Raw genomic sequence first — 14717 nt, forward strand, 5'->3', positions numbered from 1 at the left:
CGAGCGAAGTCGAGACACCACAGGCAGCGCATGGTGTCTCGACTTCGCTCGACACGAACGGTTGGGGGATTGTTGCTCCCTTAGGAGAGGTTGTGTGACCGCATACCCATCGCTGCACATGATCATTGCCGGAGAGCGCGTCTTCGGCGGGGGACGCCGCACCCATGGGGTGGTGAACCCGGCGACGGGCGAGACCATCGGCGAGCTGCCGCTGGCCGAACCCGCCGATCTCGACCTTGCGCTGGAGACGGCGCAGCGGGGCTTCCGGCTCTGGCGCAAGTCCACGCCGCAGCAGCGTGCCGCCGTTCTCAACGGCGCGGCGCGGCTCTTGCTCGAGCGGCAGGAGGATCTCGCGCGGATCGCCACACTGGAACAGGGCAAGCCGCTGGCTGAATCGCGCATCGAAGTGCTGATGAACGTGGGATTGTTCCAATTCTACGCGGGCGAGGTGTTCCGCCTCTATGGCCGCACGCTGGTGCGCCCGGAAGGCATGCGCTCCACCGTCACGCACGAGCCGGTGGGACCGGTCGCGGCGTTTGCCCCTTGGAACTTCCCGCTCGGCAATCCGGGCCGCAAGCTCGGCGCGCCGATTGCGGCGGGCTGCTCGGTGATCCTGAAGGCCGCGGAAGAAACCCCGGCCTCGGCGCTGGGCGTGCTGCAATGCCTGCTCGATGCGGGACTGCCGCCGGACGTGGCACAGGCGGTGTTCGGCGTGCCCGATGAAGTGAGCCGGCACCTGCTTGGCAGCCCGATCATCCGCAAGCTGAGCTTCACCGGGTCTACGGTGGTGGGCAAGCACCTCGCCAAGCTTGCCGCCGAGGACATGAAACGCACGACGATGGAACTCGGCGGACACGGCCCGGTGCTGGTGTTCGGCGATGCCGACATGGACCGCGTGCTCGATACAGTGGTGACGCAGAAGTACCGCAATGCCGGGCAGGTCTGCGTCAGCCCGACGCGGTTTATCGTCGAGGAAAACGTCTATGACCGCTTCTGCAATGCGTTCGCGGAGCGGGCCAAGGCGATCACCGTCGGCAATGGTCTGGACGACACCACCCGGATGGGCCCGATGGCGAACCCCCGTCGACCGGAAGCCATGGACCGGCTTATCGGCGATGCCGTCCAGCGCGGCGCTCGCCTGCACACGGGCGGCGAGCGCGTCGGCAATGCCGGGTTCTTCTACGCGCCCTCGGTGCTCTCGGACATTCCGCTGGACGCCGCGATCATGAACGAGGAGCCGTTCGGCCCGGTCGCGCTGATCAATGCCTATGCGGGCGAGGAAGCGATGATCGCCGAGGCGAACCGGCTGCCCTATGGCCTCGCCGCCTTTGCCTGGACGCAGGACGGCAAGCGCCAGCAGCGCCTCGCGCGCGAGATCGAGGCGGGGATGGTCGGCATCAACACCAATATGATCGCCGGCGCGGATTCGCCCTTTGGCGGGGTGCGCTGGTCGGGCCACGGCGCGGAAGACGGGCCGGAAGGCGTGCTCGCCTGCATGGTGACGAAGGCGGTGCATGAGGGGTGAGGCCGTGCTTGAGTCCTTCGACAGGCTCAGGACGAGCGGACCTTTGTGGTTGCATTGAAATCGCAATCCCGCTCATGCTGAGCTTGTCGAAGCATGTCGCGCGGCGATCGCGAAAGAGGATGACATGACCGAGGAACTCAGGACCGGCAGCCAGCACGGCTATCTGCGCATCGCCACAGAGGAAGCCTTCGCTACGCAGGAGCAGATCGACGTGTTCCTGCGGATGATCCGCGAGGGGCAGGCGGACAAGGGCATGGTCTCGCTCTGGGGCTTCTATGCGACCAGCCCGTCCGAACGCGCGATGCAGATCATGGAGCGCCTGCTCGATCTGGGCGAGCGGCGGATCGCCGACATGGACGCGACCGGGATCGACAGGGCGATCCTTGCGCTCACCTCGCCGGGCGTGCAGCCGATGCTTGATTTGGAAGAGGCCAAGGGCATAGCCACGCGGGCCAACAACACGCTGGCCGAAGCCTGCGCGAAGTATCCAGATCGCTTCATCGGCCTCGGCACCGTGGCCCCGCAGGACCCGGAATGGTCTGCGGCGGAAATCCGGCGCGGCGCGCACGAACTCGGCTTCAAGGGCATCCAGATCAACAGCCACACGCAAGGCGAATATCTCGACGATCCCAAGTTCGATCCAATCTTCCGCGCGCTCGTCGATGTCGGCCAGCCGCTCTACATCCACCCCGCGACGCCGCCGGACAGCATGATCGGCCCGATGCTCGAATCCGGGCTCGACGGCGCGATCTTCGGCTTCGGGGTCGAGACGGGGATGCATCTCCTGCGCCTCATCACCATCGGCATCTTCGACAAGTACCCGGACCTGCAGATCATGGTCGGCCACATGGGCGAGGCGCTGCCCTACTGGCTCTACCGGCTCGACTACATGCACCAGGCCGGCGTGCGCTCGCAGCGCTATGAGCGGATGAAGCCGCTCAAGAAGACCATCGCCGAATATATGCGCAGCAACGTGCTGATCACCAATTCGGGCATGGCGTGGGAACCGGCGATCAAGTTCTGCCAGCAAGTGGTGGGCGAAGACCGCGTGCTTTACGCGATGGACTATCCTTACCAATATGTGGCCGACGAAGTGCGCGCGATGGATGCGATGGACATGAACCTCGAGACCAAGAAGAAGTTCTTCCAGACCAACGCCGAGCGCTGGTTCAAACTCTGAACGCAGGAGACGGGTATGTACGCGATTGCAGGAGCTTCGGGTCAGCTTGGACAACTGGTGCTGGCGGATCTGGTGGAGAAGGTCGGGGCGGACCAGGTGGTGGCGCTCGTGCGCACGCCGGCCAAGCTGGCTGGCGCGGCAGCCTCGGGCGTTTCGGTGCGCGCGTTCGACTATGATGCGGCCGATCCCGCAGCGCTGGACGGCGTCGAGCGGTTGCTGCTCATTTCGGCCAACGAAGTCGGCAAGCGCGGGCCGCAGCATCGCGCCGCGATCGATGCTGCCAAGGCGGCGGGCGTGGGCCTGATTGTCTATACGTCGGTGCTCCATGCACCCACCTCGACCATCGGCCTCGCGGACGAGCACCGCGAAACCGAGGTGGCGCTGAGCGCAAGTGGCGTGCCCCATATCCTGCTGCGCAACGGCTGGTACAACGAGAACTACACCGGCTCGCTGGCTGCCTCGATCGCGCAGGGTGCGATCATCGGCGCAGCTGGCGCGGGGCGGATCTGCTCAGCCAGCCGCGCGGATTATGCGGCAGCGGCGGTGGTGGCGCTGGTGGAGGGCGCGGCGGGCGATGTGCACGAACTGGCAGGCGATCAGGCCTTCACTATGGCGGACCTCGCCGCGCATGTGGCGCGCATTTCCGGAAAGCCGGTCGCCTATGTCGACATGAGCCCGGCCGAATATGCCGCCGCGCTCGAAGGGGCCGGCCTTCCCGGCTGGCTCGCCACGATGTTTGCCGACTGGAGCTTCGAGACCAGCCACGACCAACTGTTCGATGACAGTCACACGCTGTCGCGCCTGATCGGGCGGCCAACGACACCGATCGCCGAGACGATCGCGGCGGCGCTGGCTTGAACGCGCCCAGCCTGCCGACCGTCGTGGCCAAGGGCGGGCGCTATGCGCTTGTGCTCATCGCGCTGACGCAGGCGATGAGCCTGCTCGACCGGCAGATCCTCGCGATCCTCGCGCCTGCGATCAAGAAGGACCTCGGCGTCGGCGATGCCGAGATGGGGCTGCTTTATGGCACCGTTTTCGCGCTGTTTTACGCGCTGTTTTCGCTGCCGGTAGGGCGGCTGTCCGATGGCTGGGTGCGCACGAAGCTGCTCGCGATCAGCCTGCTGTTCTGGTCTGCCGCGACGGGGCTGGCGGGGCTGACGACCAGCTTTGCCATGCTCGCCCTCTCGCGCCTTGGCGTCGGGATCGGCGAGGCGGCGACGTCTCCCGCCGGCACTTCGCTGCTCTATGATTACTGGCCCCGGCAGCAGCGCGGGTTCGTGATGGCGGTCATGGCCTCCGCGATTGCGCTCGGGCTTGGCGGTTCGCTCATCCTTGGCGGGCTCGCAGCAAACTGGTGGGATGTCGCGCATCCGGGTACGGCGCTCAGGGGCTGGCAGTTCGCGTTCCTTGTCGCGGCGGCGCCCGGCTTCGTGCTTGCGGCTTTCCTGTGGACGTTGCGCGAGCCCGAGCGCGGGGTGATGGACGGCATCGCGACGCCGCCTGATCCGCGCCCGTTTGCCGCCAGCGCCGAAATGCTCGGCGCGGTGACGCCGGGCTTCCACCTCCTCGTGATGCGCGCCCGCAAGGCCGGGGCGGCGATGATCGCGCGCAACCTTGGCATGATCGGGCTGATCATCGCGGCGATGGTGGTCCTCACCACGGTTTGCACTGCGATCTCGCCCCGCCCCCCGCTGGTTTTCGGCAGCGTGGTGATCAACCCGCACGCGCTGCAATGGGCGGTGATCGGCCTCGGCCTTATCGTGATCGTCAACCTCGTACAGAGCGTCAGCCTCTCCGACCCGCAGGCGAGCCGGGTGATCCGCGGTTCGCCCACGGTGATGATGTGCATGGCCGTCGGCACGCTGCAATCGGTGATCAACTACGGGATGATGGCGTTCAACCCCACCTTCCTGATCCGCACCTACCATCTCTCGCTGGGCGAGACGGCGCTGAAGTTCGGCTTCCTGTCGGCGGGCCTCGGCGTGGTCGGCCCGCTGCTGTGGGGCCCGCTCTCGGACTGGCTGCAGAAGCGCTATCCCGGCTCGGGCCGCGCCGCCGTAGCCGCCTTCGCCATGCTGGCATCGCCGCTGCTGTCGGTCTGGGTCTATTCGGCGCCTGATGCCGAGACCTTCTTCTGGCGCTTCGTCCCCTACAGCTTCATCCTGACCGGCTGGCTGCCGCCGCTCTACGCGATCATGTACGAGCAGGTGCTGCCCCGCATGCGCGGGCTGACCTCGAGCCTCTACCTCCTGATCATGACGATCCTCGGCCTCGGCATCGGCCCCTACGTGGTCGGGCTGCTCTCCGATGCGACCGGCAACCTGCGCCTCGCGATGATGACCATCCAGTGGGTGGCAGTGCCGATCGCGGTGCTGCTGCTGCTGATCGCGCGGCGGGCGGAGCGGGATGAGCAGGGGTTGCTGGCGCGGGCGGAAAGCTGAGCCGTCAGCTTTCACCCCGCGAGCGCGGCATCCAGCGCAGCCGTATCGCTCAGCACCCAAAGCGCGCCGATCCGATCACCGGCGAATTCAAACAGTGCCGCGCCCTGCCACTCCACCCGCTGGCCGGTGGGCTCCACCCCGCGGAACGGCGCGGTGTGCGTGCCGGCAAAGCACATCCGGGCAAACGCCTTGCCCTCTTCGGTGACGCAATCGACAATCGTGCAGTGGTAATCCGAAAGCGCCCCGCGCACGAAGCTGACCATGCCCCAGAACGCATCGCGGCCGATCACCGGGGCACCGAGCGAGCCCTGGAAATGGAAGTCGTCGGTGACCAGATCGTCGAGCGCGCCGCGTTCGCCGGCATTCCACACCCGGCCGTAGAATGCGGAAACGAGGGAGTGCGTGCTCATCAACGCCCCTTCTTCGCGATGCTCGCGTTGAAGTCGGGGTCCTTGTTCGCCACCCAGTCGACGAACTTGCGGATCGTGGGGTTTGCCAGCAGCTGATCCACATCCATCCCCGCGCGCTGCAGTTCGGAATTGGTGAAGTTCGCGATCAGCGTGTTCTGGCAGATCGGGTGCATCGGCACCGTCTCGCGCCCGCCGCGGCTCTTGGGGATCGGGTGGTGCCACACCACCGTCTCGCCGCAAGGGCGGCCGCAGAGCCAGCAGGGCGGCGGGGGCGGGGCCTCCGCGGCCTCGTCCTCATCATCGTCGCGCCAGCCGCCCTTGTTGTGCTTTCTTGCCATGCGCGCCGCCATAGCGCGGCATCGGCAAGCGCGCCATCACTTCGGCGCAGGCGCATTGGCGATGGCGTGGAAGTAGCTCAGCACTTCGCCCGTCAGCCATTCCGGCTCTACCGGCGGATTGTAGCTCAGCTTCACAATCACCGTCCGCGTGGTCGGGTGGACATAGATGAACTGCCCCGCCAGCCCGACCGCGCTGTAGGCGCCGGGCTCCTTGTCGACCTGCCAGGTCTGGTAGCCATAACCCTCGAACTCCGCCTTGCGGCCATAGACGGCAGGGAAGGGGATCATCGTGGTCATTTGTCCCACCCAGCCCACGGGAATCACCTGCTTGCCGTTTGCCTTGCCGCCGTCGAGCATCATCTGGCCGAGGCGGGCAAAATCGCGCAGCACTGCGTTGTAGCCCATGCCGTTGAGCGCACGGCCCGTGCCCTGCGGGCCGTCGGCCAGCCAGAAACCGCCTGCTTCGGCGCCGAGCGGCCCCCACAAGTGGCTGGCGGTGTAGGTCTCCAGCTTCTCGCCGGTGGCGCGCTCCAGAATCCACCCCAGCACGGCGGTATCGAGCGTGGCGTAGTTGAAGGTGCTGCCGGGCACGGTCTTCTTGCCGATGGTTACGGCCGGATCGGCAAAGCGCATCTTGTTGCGCACGATCGCGTTCATGTGGATCGTCGCGGCAAGGCTGGGATGCTCGCCGAAATCGTAACGCTCCTCGTAGTCGACGCCCGAGCGCATCTGGAGGATCTGGCGGATCGTGGCATCGCCGTAGCCGCCCGCCTTGAGTTCAGGCACGTAGTCGCCCGCCTTGTCGTCCAGCGAGCGGATCTTGTGTTCATCGAGCGCGATGCCCACGAGCAGCGCGGTGATCGTCTTGGCCATCGAGAACGAGATGAAGTGCGTGGTCGCATCGGATCTGTTGCGGTAGTCCTCGAAGACCACTTTGCCATCCTTCATCACCAGGAGCGCGTTGGTGAAGGTGCGATCCGCCCAGCCATCGTAGCCCATCACCATGCTGCCGGTGCTGTGCGCAGGCATGGCGAGCTTGGCGCCTTGTTCCAGCGGCCAGACCGGGCCGGAACGCGGCACGGCGCGGCTTTCGAAGACCTTGTCTGTGTCGCGGAAAGTGAAGCTGTTGACCGCCGGATTGAGCCACTGCTCGCGCATCGCAATGACGGCGGGGGAGGGACCTGCGGGCGCGCTCTGCGCCGCCGCGGCCAAGGGGGACAAGGCAACACTCGCAGCCAGAACGGCATGCCAAAGACGCAAGGACATCAGACTTCCTCTCTCCGATTATTGTTATGTGTAATAGCAATGGCCGGAGCAGGGGAAAAGCCCTTTCAGGCGGCAAGGCCGATTTCGGCCGCATCGGCCCAGTTGCCATGGAGGCCGAAGCGCAGACGGATGGGGATCTGCACCGTGGCGACCGGGCCCTTGGCGATGTCCAGCGCGTCAAAGATCAGGAGGTCGCTGCGGTGTTCTTCCAGCCGGTTGCAGACTTGCAGGATCCAGCCGTCACCTTCGGGCGCGTCCTTGCGGCGGGGCACGAAGCAGGGTTCCTGCAGGCTCGAGACGGGGCCGCACCACCAGTGCTGCTCCGCGCCGGTCTCCAGGTCCTTGTGGAACAGGCAGTTCATGATGAGCCCGCCCGCGCTGCCGCCTTTCAGCTCGACCGGGCGGCGCACGTCCATTTCGAGGAACCAGCCGTGGCGCGTCTTCTGCCCGGTGAAGCGGTCGTCGATGCGCGGAAACTCGCCCATCGAGTCGGAGAGCTTCACGATCTCCGCGAAATCCTCGCCGTTGCTCGCCATGTCGACCACCCAGTCGGTGGGATAGCTCATCGCCTCCATCCCGTTGAACGGCGCGCCGTGGACGTCCGGGAAGAAGGGGAACATGTTGTTCTTCGCCTCGCAGGTGACGAAGTGGATTTTCGTACCTTCTTGCCAGGCATTGAGGACGTGGCTGGCGAAGCAGTTGCCGCGCTTGAACCAGCGGATATCCGCGTCCGTCACCCCGTCCCGGCGGGGGATGATGCCGAGGTACACCGGCATCGTGGTGTCGAAGCCGAAGTGGGGGAGGCCCGCCTCGAGCCGCTCCCAGCTGCCGATCGAGGGCACGATATGGAGCACGAGGTAATCCTCGGTGATCCCGAAATCGTGCATCATGCAGTAGTAGGGCGCCTTGAACCACACTTCGCGCACCAGCTCGCCCTCGGGGCTGACTTCCATGTAGGTCACATCGTCGGTGCAAAGGCCGCTGGCGGCATAGCCGATGGCGACCATGTTGCCGGTCTTCGGATCGACCTTGGGGTGGGCGGTGAAGGTCTGTCCGGTCATCTTGCCGCCGAACGTCTCGTAGCCATGGGTTTCCATGGTCGCCGGGTCCATGACGAGGCCGGGGCTGTCTTCCTTGAGCGCCCAGAGCTTGCCGCCGAAGACGAAGGCATTGGTGTTGGCGGTGCCGCGGACCTCGCCTTTCACCGCCTCGTCGTCGGTCAGCGGATTGCGGTAGGCACCGAACAGCGCCTTGCCCGCGGCGTTCTCCAGCTTCCACTTGTCGGTCTTCGCCCAGCGCTGGCAGAAATCGACCTGACCATCATGGATGTGGAAACGCGTGATCATGCCATCGCCGTTGAAGGCGATATCGTCGCCCAGACGCGGTGGAAATTGCGGGTCGGGCTGGACGCGGAAGAACGCGCCGTTTAGCTCTTGGGGGATCGTGCCTTCGTGCGCGAGGTCGGCAATGTCCGCCTCGATCCGCGAGGGTGTGTTGAACCCGGTGAAGCTTGGGCTTGAGGGGAATTGGGCCATGGTCGGGTCCTCTCTTCGCGCATTTTCGCTTGGGGTTTGATTGTAAGTGTTGCTAACGAATAGGCAAGGCGCAACTAGTGCCACAAACGGGGATGCGGCATTGATCAAGGACAAGTTTGCCGACGCAGTGACAGCACCGCCGCCGCCCGAGGGCGATGCCGACATCGGCGCGATCAAGGACATTCTGGGCTTTCACATCCGCCTCGCGCATGGGGCCTGCCTGCGCCACTTCACCGAGACCTTCGCCGATCTCGATCTCACGCAGAAGCAGGTCTCGGTGCTGTGGCTGGTCGATGACCATCCCGGCATCGCGCAGACCGACCTCGCGCAGCGCCTGCGCATGGACCGCGCCACCACCATGGCGATCATCAACCGGCTGCAGGCCAAGCACTTCCTGCGGCGTGACCGCTCGGACAAGGACGGGCGCAAACAGGCGCTGTTTCTCGAAGAGCCGGGCAAGGCGATGCTGGCGCGTGCCAAGCAGGCCATCGGCGAGCACGAGGCCTGGGTGAAGAGCCGCTTCACCGACAAGGAAGTGCGCCAGCTGATCGAACTGCTTTCGCGGATCCATGAGTGAAGACGCATTTGCTTGCTGACTTGCACACCACTCCGCTCACCCTGAGCCTGTCGAAGGGTGCTGGCGCGACCGCCGGGCATGATGCTTCGACAAGCTCAGCATGAGCGGTTGGGGAAATGGCAAGAAGCGGGACCCCGGATCAAGTCCAGGGTGACGAAGACATAATCGGACAGCAATGTCCTCGGGGAGAATGAAATGACCAATGATCCGCGCGAGATCATTCGCCAAACGCCGATGAGCGCGGCGCAGTGGATCGCCGTCGTGCTGATGATCGCGCTCAATGCGCTTGACGGGTTCGACGTGCTCTCCAGCGCCTTTGCCGCGCCCGGAATTGCCAAGGAATGGGGCATTGCGCGCGATGCGCTGGGCGTCGTGCTGGCGATGGAACTGGTCGGCATGGGCGTCGGCTCGATCCTGCTCGGCGGCGTGGCGGACAAGCTGGGCCGGCGGCCGACGATGCTCGGCTGCCTTGTCGTCATGGCGGGCGGTATGTGGCTCGCCACTACGGCACAAAATCCCCAGATCCTCGGCCTGTGGCGTTTCGTTACCGGGCTCGGCATCGGCGGCATGCTGGCGGCGATCAATGCGGTGACGGCGGAACTTTCGAGCGCCAAGGGCCGCAGCCTCGCCATGTCGCTGATGGTCATCGGCTATCCCCTGGGCGCGACCATCGGCGGGACGATTGCCGCCATGCTGCTCAAGACCGGCGACTGGCGCGTGGTGTTCGAGTTCGGCGCGATTGCCACCGTGGTGTTCATCCCGCTGATCTGGTTCTTCGTGCCCGAAACCCCGGCCTATCTGCTGGCCCGCCGCCCGGAGGGTGCGCTGGCGCGGATCAACGCCTCGATGGCCAAGCTCAGCCTGCCGGGTATCGCGGACCTTCCTCCGGTCGACGAGCGCAAGGCCGGGGCCAGCCTGCTCGATATCCTGAAGCCGGGCCTCATCGGCACGACGATGATCCTCACCGTGGGATACTCGCTCCACGCGATCACCTTCTACTATATCCTCAAGTGGTCGCCCAAGATCGTCGCGGACTTCGGCTTTGCTGCACCGCAGGCCGCCAGCGTCCTCGTGTGGGCCAATATCGGCGGCGCGACCGGAGGCGGCCTGTTCGGCTTCCTGATGCATCGCTTCGGGATCAAGTGGCCGACGATCGCAATGCTCCTGCTCGGCGCGGCGGCGGTTGTCGTGTTCGGCCTCGGCGGCGCAGAGACGACACTCTCCGGCTGGAAGTTCGCGGTGTTCTGCACCGGCTTTGCCACCAATGCCGCGATTGTCGGCTTCTACAGCGCCTTTGCCCATGGCTTCCCCGCGCATGTCCGCGCCACCGGCACCGGTTTTGCGATTGGTGCGGGACGCATCGGTTCGGCGGGCTCGCCGATTCTGGCGGGCACGCTGTTTACCGCCGGCGGGCTCAGCCTGTTCTCCGTCTCGGCGATCATGGCATGCGGTTCGGTCATGGCCGCAGCGCTTATGCTCATGCTTGCCTTAAGAGAGGCTGATTGAGCCGCGAACCCGATTGAACACTTGGCCCGCTTTGCCTATCGGCATTGCAGACTTTTTCCCTGGGGGAGGATACACCCATGAAGACCCGCGCCGCCGTTGCGTTTGAAGCCAAGAAGCCTCTCGAAATCGTCGAGCTTGACCTTGAAGGCCCCAAGGCGGGTGAAGTACTGGTCGAGATCATGGCGACCGGCATCTGCCACACAGATGCCTACACGCTTGACGGTTTCGACAGCGAGGGCATCTTCCCCTCGGTTCTCGGCCACGAAGGCGCCGGCATCGTGCGCGAAGTGGGCGCGGGCGTCACCTCGGTCAAGCCCGGCGATCACGTGATCCCGCTCTACACGCCCGAATGCCGCCAGTGCAAAAGCTGCCTCTCGGGCAAGACCAACCTGTGCACCGCGATCCGCGCCACGCAGGGCAAGGGCCTGATGCCGGACGGCACCAGCCGCTTCAGCTACAAGGGCCAGACCGTGTTCCATTACATGGGCTGCAGCACCTTCTCGAACTTCACCGTGCTGCCGGAAATCGCGGTCGCCAAGATCCGCGAGGACGCGCCTTTCCAGACCTCGTGCTACATCGGCTGCGGCGTCACCACGGGCGTCGGCGCGGTGATCAACACCGCGAAGGTGCAGGTGGGCGACAATGTCGTGATCTTCGGGCTCGGCGGCATCGGCCTCAACGTGATCCAGGGCGCGCGGCTGGCCGGCGCGAACAAGATCATCGGCGTCGACATCAATCCCGACCGCGAGGAATGGGGCCGCAAGTTCGGCATGACCGACTTCCTCAACTCGAAGGGCATGAGCCGCGAGGACGTCGTCGCGAAGATCGTCGCGATGACCGACGGCGGCGCGGACTACACCTTCGACGCGACCGGCAACACCGAAGTGATGCGCATCGCGCTCGAAGCCTGCCACCGCGGCTGGGGCACCTCGATCATCATCGGCGTCGCCGAGGCGGGCAAGGAAATCGCCACGCGTCCGTTCCAGCTGGTCACGGGGCGCAACTGGCGCGGCACCGCGTTCGGCGGCGCCAAGGGCCGCACCGACGTGCCCAAGATCGTCGACATGTACATGCAGGGCAAGATCGAGATCGATCCGATGATCACCCACGTCATGGGCCTCGAGGAAATCAACACCGCGTTTGACCTGATGCACGCGGGCAAGTCGATCCGCTCGGTCGTCGTGTTCTAAATCAGGGGGTTATCGATGTTCACTCATACCGTCCTCGGCACCAACGATATCGAAAAGTCGCGCGCGTTCTACACTGCGGTGATGGGCGCGCTCGGCCATCAGGCCGTGCCGCTGCCGATTGGCACCGTGTTCCCCTCCGCCGCCGGCGCATTGATGATCCGCACGCCCCTGAATGGTGAGCCGCACACCCCGTCCAACGGCTTCACGCAGGGCTTTGCTGCCAAGACTTTTGCTGAAGTCGATGCCTTCCACGCCGCGGGCCTTGCCAACGGCGGCACCTGCGAAGGCCCTCCGGGCGTGCGCGAGAACGCGCCGGGCAAGCAGTACGGCGCTTATCTGCGCGATACCGACGGCAACAAGATCTGCGCCTTCGCGCCGAACCCGAACGCCTGATCCTTTGACGTGACACGCAGCCCCCGTCGCCGCATGGCGGCGGGGGTTTGCTATGCCAGCCTGAGCAGCATCGCTCCGCAGGCGATGATCACCGCCGCCGCAATCCGCGCCGGGCCGACCCGTTCGCGCAGCACCAGTGCCGAGATCGCCGTCGCGAACAGGATCGAGGTCTCGCGCAGCGCCGCAACCATCGCGATCGGCGCCATCGTCATCGCCCAGAGCGCGATGGAGTACGAGACGATCGTGCCGAGCCCGCCGAACAGCCCGATGGGCCAGTTCTGGCGCAGATAGCCCAGCGCCGCGCCCCCGCGCGCGCGGATCGTCCACACGGCCATGGCGAGTCCCGTCAGCAGCGAAAGCCACAGCGTGTAGGCCGTGGGCGAACCCGAGGCGCGCGCGCCGGTGCCATCAAGCAAGGTGTAGCCGGCGATGATCGCGGCATTGGTCAGCGCCGCCGCCAGCCCGGCCGGCTTCAACGATCCGCGCGCGCCCAGAGTCATGGCCAGAATGCCGAGGCAGATGGTGCCGACGCCGATCCAGGCAAGGAACGGCACCGCTTCCCCCAGCCAGAAATGGCTGACCAGCGCCACTGCCAGCGGCGCACACCCCCGCATCAGTGGATAGGCCAGGCTCATGTCCACCGTGCGATAAACCCGCACCAGCAAGCCCAGATACCCCACCTGCAGCAATGTCGAAGTGGCAAGATAGGGCCAGCTTGCGGGTGCCGGCGCGGGCAGGAATGGCAGCGCGACCGCCGCAATCAGCGCCGCGCCGCCCATGACGAGCGTGGTGGAAAGCAGCGTATCGCCGCTCCCCTTGAGGAACGCGTTCCAGCTTGCGTGCAGCGAAGCCGCAAACAGGATGAGGAGGAAGACGGGCCAATCAATCATGATGAGTCGATCATCGGCGAAGGCCCGGCGAGGGCCCGCTCACATCGCCGAGATGCCGCCGTCCAGCTTGAGCTCCGCGCCGGTCATGAAGCGGCTCTCGTCGCTCGCCAGATAGAGCACGCCATTGGCGATCTCGTTGGGTTCGCCCACCCGGCCCAGCGGGATCTGGCGGGCGAGCTTGCCCATGACGACGTCCTTTTCGATCCCGGCATTCTTGCTGATGCCATCGAGAATCGGGGTGTCGACGAAGGTCGGGTGCACCGAATTGCAGCGGATGTCCCACCCGCGCTTGGCGCAGTAGAGCGCGACCGACTTGGTCAGCATCCACACCGCCGCCTTGCTGGCATTGTAGCCGGGCATCGTGTGCGAGGCGATCAGCCCGGCGATCGAGCTGATGTTGATGATCGAGCCGGGCTGGTTGTCCTTCAAGAGCGGCAGCGCCTTCTGGCAGCCGAGGAACACCGAATCGACGTTGATCGCAAAGCCGCGGTGCCATTCCTCCAGCGTGCACGTCTCGATATCGCCGCGCACGCCGACACCGGCATTGTTGACGAGGACCGACAGCCCGCCGAGCTTGTCCGCCGCCATGGCGATGGCCGCATCCCAGTCGGCTTCCGAAGTCACATCGTGGCGCATGGCAAAGGCTGTTCCGGCGCCCAGTTCGGCGTTGATCGCCTCGGCCTGCGCGGCGGCGCCTTCGCCGTTGATGTCGGTCAGCAGCACCTTGGCGCCTTCCCGTGCCAGCAACGCGGAATGTGCCGCACCCAGACCCTGCGCCGCGCCCGTCACCAAAGCCAGCTTGCCCGCAACTCTGCCCATCTCGCCCCAATCCTCTCTCTTTCTTATTCCTTGAACCAGAAGGGGCTTAGCAGGAGGAGGAGGCGGACGTCGATGCCATAACCGGCTGCGCGCTTCGCATCGAGAAACTGCGGCAACTCGCGGCGCGGCACATGCAGCACGGTGATCCCTTCGCCCTCGACCCCGCCGCCCGGGCCGACGCGTTCCAGGTCGTAGGCGCGAAACAGCGTGAAGCTCTCGCTGACCATGCCGGGGCTGGAATAGTATTCGCCGAGGTTTTCCGTGCGGCCCGCGCGGTAGCCGGTCTCTTCCTCCAGCTCGCGGATCGCCGCCGTGGCCGCAAGCTCGCCTTCGCCGCCATCATCGTCGCCGATCAGGCCGGCGGGCAGTTCGACGCAGGGCTTGCCCAGCGGAATGCGGAACTGCTCGACCAGCACGACCTCATCCTCCGGCGTGATCGCCAGGATCACCGCCGCCTTGATCCCCCGGGCGCGGGAGACGTATTCCCAGCGGCCGCGTGTCTTGGCGCCAATGAAACGTCCCTGCCACTGCGTCACTTCGGGATCGGCGCGGTATTCGTCTTCAAGGCTCACGGCGATATCCATCTGAAAGAGCCGTTCGTGTCGAGCGAAGTCGAGACACCGCGCACTGTGTCTCGACTTCGCTCG

15 protein-coding genes are annotated in these 14717 nt (G+C 65.6%); 8 read left to right on the forward strand and 7 right to left on the reverse strand.

The genetic code is table 11. The features are described from left to right. Nucleotides 1-94 precede the first annotated feature (94 nt). The 4 genes from IP83_RS05065 (at nt 95) to IP83_RS05080 (ending at nt 5146) form a co-directional block, all read left to right on the forward strand. Entirely contained in the window at nt 95-1525 is a 1431-nt protein-coding gene (locus tag IP83_RS05065) for an NAD-dependent succinate-semialdehyde dehydrogenase (RefSeq protein ID WP_197274279.1), read from the forward strand. 124 nt (nt 1526-1649) lie between these two features. After that, nucleotides 1650-2705, forward strand: coding sequence for an amidohydrolase family protein (locus IP83_RS05070; protein ID WP_054121132.1), 1056 nt, complete (start codon nt 1650-1652; stop codon nt 2703-2705). Between the two features lie 15 nt (nt 2706-2720). Then, nucleotides 2721-3563: an NAD(P)H-binding protein gene (locus IP83_RS05075; protein ID WP_054121133.1), complete on the forward strand. Its 843-nt coding sequence runs from the start codon at nt 2721-2723 to the stop codon at nt 3561-3563. Next, nucleotides 3560-5146 carry an MFS transporter gene (locus tag IP83_RS05080; RefSeq protein ID WP_231624911.1) on the forward strand — a complete coding sequence of 529 codons (1587 nt, stop codon included), beginning with the start codon at nt 3560-3562 and terminating at the stop codon, nt 5144-5146. The genes IP83_RS05075 and IP83_RS05080 overlap by 4 nt, the downstream gene beginning before the upstream one ends. An 11-nt stretch (nt 5147-5157) precedes the next feature. Here IP83_RS05080 and IP83_RS05085 read toward each other — a convergent pair whose 3' ends face one another. The 4 genes from IP83_RS05085 to IP83_RS05100 all read right to left on the reverse strand — a co-directional run bounded on the left by IP83_RS05085 (nt 5158) and on the right by IP83_RS05100 (nt 8695). Continuing rightward, complete coding sequence (locus IP83_RS05085; protein ID WP_054121134.1) at nt 5158-5556, reverse strand: ester cyclase; 399 nt, start codon at nt 5554-5556, stop codon at nt 5158-5160. After that, complete coding sequence (locus tag IP83_RS05090) at nt 5556-5894, reverse strand: hypothetical protein (protein ID WP_054121143.1); 339 nt, start codon at nt 5892-5894, stop codon at nt 5556-5558. Before IP83_RS05090 ends, IP83_RS05085 begins: the two co-directional genes overlap by 1 nt. Before the next feature lie 36 nt (nt 5895-5930). Then, on the reverse strand, nt 5931-7115 hold the full coding sequence (locus tag IP83_RS05095) for a serine hydrolase (protein ID WP_231624912.1): 1185 nt from the start codon (nt 7113-7115) through the stop codon (nt 5931-5933). Between the two features lie 110 nt (nt 7116-7225). After that, nucleotides 7226-8695 carry a carotenoid oxygenase family protein gene (locus IP83_RS05100; protein WP_054121136.1) on the reverse strand — a complete coding sequence of 490 codons (1470 nt, stop codon included), beginning with the start codon at nt 8693-8695 and terminating at the stop codon, nt 7226-7228. A 100-nt stretch (nt 8696-8795) separates the two neighbouring features. On the opposite strand from IP83_RS05100, the gene IP83_RS05105 reads away from it, so the two are divergent. The 4 genes from IP83_RS05105 to IP83_RS05120 all read left to right on the forward strand — a co-directional run bounded on the left by IP83_RS05105 (nt 8796) and on the right by IP83_RS05120 (nt 12361). Beyond that, nucleotides 8796-9272: a MarR family winged helix-turn-helix transcriptional regulator gene (locus tag IP83_RS05105; protein ID WP_054121137.1), complete on the forward strand. Its 477-nt coding sequence runs from the start codon at nt 8796-8798 to the stop codon at nt 9270-9272. 195 nt (nt 9273-9467) lie between these two features. After that, nucleotides 9468-10778, forward strand: coding sequence for an MFS transporter (locus tag IP83_RS05110; protein ID WP_082364496.1), 1311 nt, complete (start codon nt 9468-9470; stop codon nt 10776-10778). A gap of 77 nt (nt 10779-10855) precedes the next feature. Further along, nucleotides 10856-11968, forward strand: a complete 1113-nt coding sequence (locus IP83_RS05115; RefSeq protein WP_054121138.1) for an S-(hydroxymethyl)glutathione dehydrogenase/class III alcohol dehydrogenase — start codon at nt 10856-10858, stop codon at nt 11966-11968. 15 nt (nt 11969-11983) lie between these two features. Then, nucleotides 11984-12361: a VOC family protein gene (locus tag IP83_RS05120; protein WP_054121139.1), complete on the forward strand. Its 378-nt coding sequence runs from the start codon at nt 11984-11986 to the stop codon at nt 12359-12361. A 50-nt stretch (nt 12362-12411) separates the two neighbouring features. On the opposite strand, the gene IP83_RS05125 is transcribed toward IP83_RS05120, so the two are convergent. The 3 genes from IP83_RS05125 to IP83_RS05135 are packed head-to-tail and all read right to left on the reverse strand — an operon-like array spanning nt 12412 to nt 14654. After that, a complete protein-coding gene (locus tag IP83_RS05125) occupies nt 12412-13251 on the reverse strand; it encodes a DMT family transporter (RefSeq protein WP_054121140.1) in 840 nt (279 codons plus the stop codon). 39 nt (nt 13252-13290) lie between these two features. Then, nucleotides 13291-14070: an SDR family oxidoreductase gene (locus IP83_RS05130; protein WP_054121141.1), complete on the reverse strand. Its 780-nt coding sequence runs from the start codon at nt 14068-14070 to the stop codon at nt 13291-13293. A gap of 23 nt (nt 14071-14093) precedes the next feature. Next, nucleotides 14094-14654 (reverse strand): NUDIX hydrolase, encoded by a 561-nt coding sequence (locus IP83_RS05135; protein ID WP_197274280.1) that lies wholly within the window; start codon nt 14652-14654, stop codon nt 14094-14096. Between the last annotated feature and the right edge of the window lie 63 nt (nt 14655-14717).

Origin of the sequence: Novosphingobium sp. AAP93 (assembly GCF_001296055.1) — a bacterium.
Taxonomy (GTDB): Bacteria; Pseudomonadota; Alphaproteobacteria; order Sphingomonadales; family Sphingomonadaceae; genus Novosphingobium.

Coding starts and splice junctions, on each gene's coding strand:
- IP83_RS05070 (WP_054121132.1), top strand. CDS start 1,650: ATGACCGAGGAACTCAGGACCGGCAGCCAGCACGGCTATCTGCGCATC.
- IP83_RS05075 (WP_054121133.1), top strand. CDS start 2,721: ATGTACGCGATTGCAGGAGCTTCGGGTCAGCTTGGACAACTGGTGCTG.
- IP83_RS05085 (WP_054121134.1), bottom strand. CDS start 5,556: ATGAGCACGCACTCCCTCGTTTCCGCATTCTACGGCCGGGTGTGGAAT.
- IP83_RS05090 (WP_054121143.1), bottom strand. CDS start 5,894: ATGGCAAGAAAGCACAACAAGGGCGGCTGGCGCGACGATGATGAGGAC.
- IP83_RS05100 (WP_054121136.1), bottom strand. CDS start 8,695: ATGGCCCAATTCCCCTCAAGCCCAAGCTTCACCGGGTTCAACACACCC.
- IP83_RS05110 (WP_082364496.1), top strand. CDS start 9,468: ATGACCAATGATCCGCGCGAGATCATTCGCCAAACGCCGATGAGCGCG.
- IP83_RS05115 (WP_054121138.1), top strand. CDS start 10,856: ATGAAGACCCGCGCCGCCGTTGCGTTTGAAGCCAAGAAGCCTCTCGAA.
- IP83_RS05120 (WP_054121139.1), top strand. CDS start 11,984: ATGTTCACTCATACCGTCCTCGGCACCAACGATATCGAAAAGTCGCGC.
- IP83_RS05125 (WP_054121140.1), bottom strand. CDS start 13,251: ATGATTGATTGGCCCGTCTTCCTCCTCATCCTGTTTGCGGCTTCGCTG.
- IP83_RS05130 (WP_054121141.1), bottom strand. CDS start 14,070: ATGGGCAGAGTTGCGGGCAAGCTGGCTTTGGTGACGGGCGCGGCGCAG.
- IP83_RS05135 (WP_197274280.1), bottom strand. CDS start 14,654: ATGGATATCGCCGTGAGCCTTGAAGACGAATACCGCGCCGATCCCGAA.